Below are 553 nucleotides of genomic sequence, written 5' to 3'. Positions count from 1 at the left end.
CCGCTGCTGGTGGCTGGTCGAAGTGGCCGACGAAGCCGCGCTGCGCGCGCTGGCGCCGGACTGGGATGCGATCGCCGCCCTGGCCGAAAGCACCGCCAGCATGGGCGTGTTCGCCTACGCGCGCGCCAGCGGCCAGGCCTATGCAGTGGCCGTGCGCGCCTTCGTCGGCAACGGCCGGCGCTTCGAGGATGCGGCCTCCGGCGCGGCCAATGCGGTGCTGGCGGCATGGCTGGATCACAGCAAGGCCCTGCCCGGCCATGGCGGCCGCTACGTCGCCAGCCAGGGCCGCGAAGTCGGCCACGATGCGCTGCTGACGCTGTGCGTCGACGAGGCCGGCGAGGTGTGGTCCGGCGGACAGGTGCAGACCGTGATCGAAGGCCGCATCGACTGGCCCTGATCGCCGGCCGCCGCCCCGCACCGCGGGCGCGAACGCACGCGCAAAAACAAAGGGCGCCTCGCAAGGAGGCGCCCTTTGCTTTAGTCGGGCAATACGTCAGTCGGGCAGGACGTCGACGCGGACGCGGATGCGATCGCCCGGAGGCGAGGCGGTGCG

1 protein-coding gene is annotated in these 553 nt (G+C 72.7%); it reads left to right on the top strand.

Translation table 11 applies throughout. The features are described from left to right. On the top strand, window positions 1–397 hold a 397-nt coding region (locus D183_RS0121655; RefSeq protein WP_017910839.1), incomplete at its 5' end, for a PhzF family phenazine biosynthesis protein. Window positions 398–553: the final 156 nt, after the last annotated feature.

Source organism: Xanthomonas sp. SHU 199, from assembly GCF_000364665.1.
Classification (GTDB): Bacteria; Pseudomonadota; Gammaproteobacteria; order Xanthomonadales; family Xanthomonadaceae; genus Xanthomonas_A; species Xanthomonas_A sontii.
The sequence above is the reverse complement of the archived record's forward strand: the minus strand, read 5'-3'. Positions and strand labels throughout refer to the sequence as shown.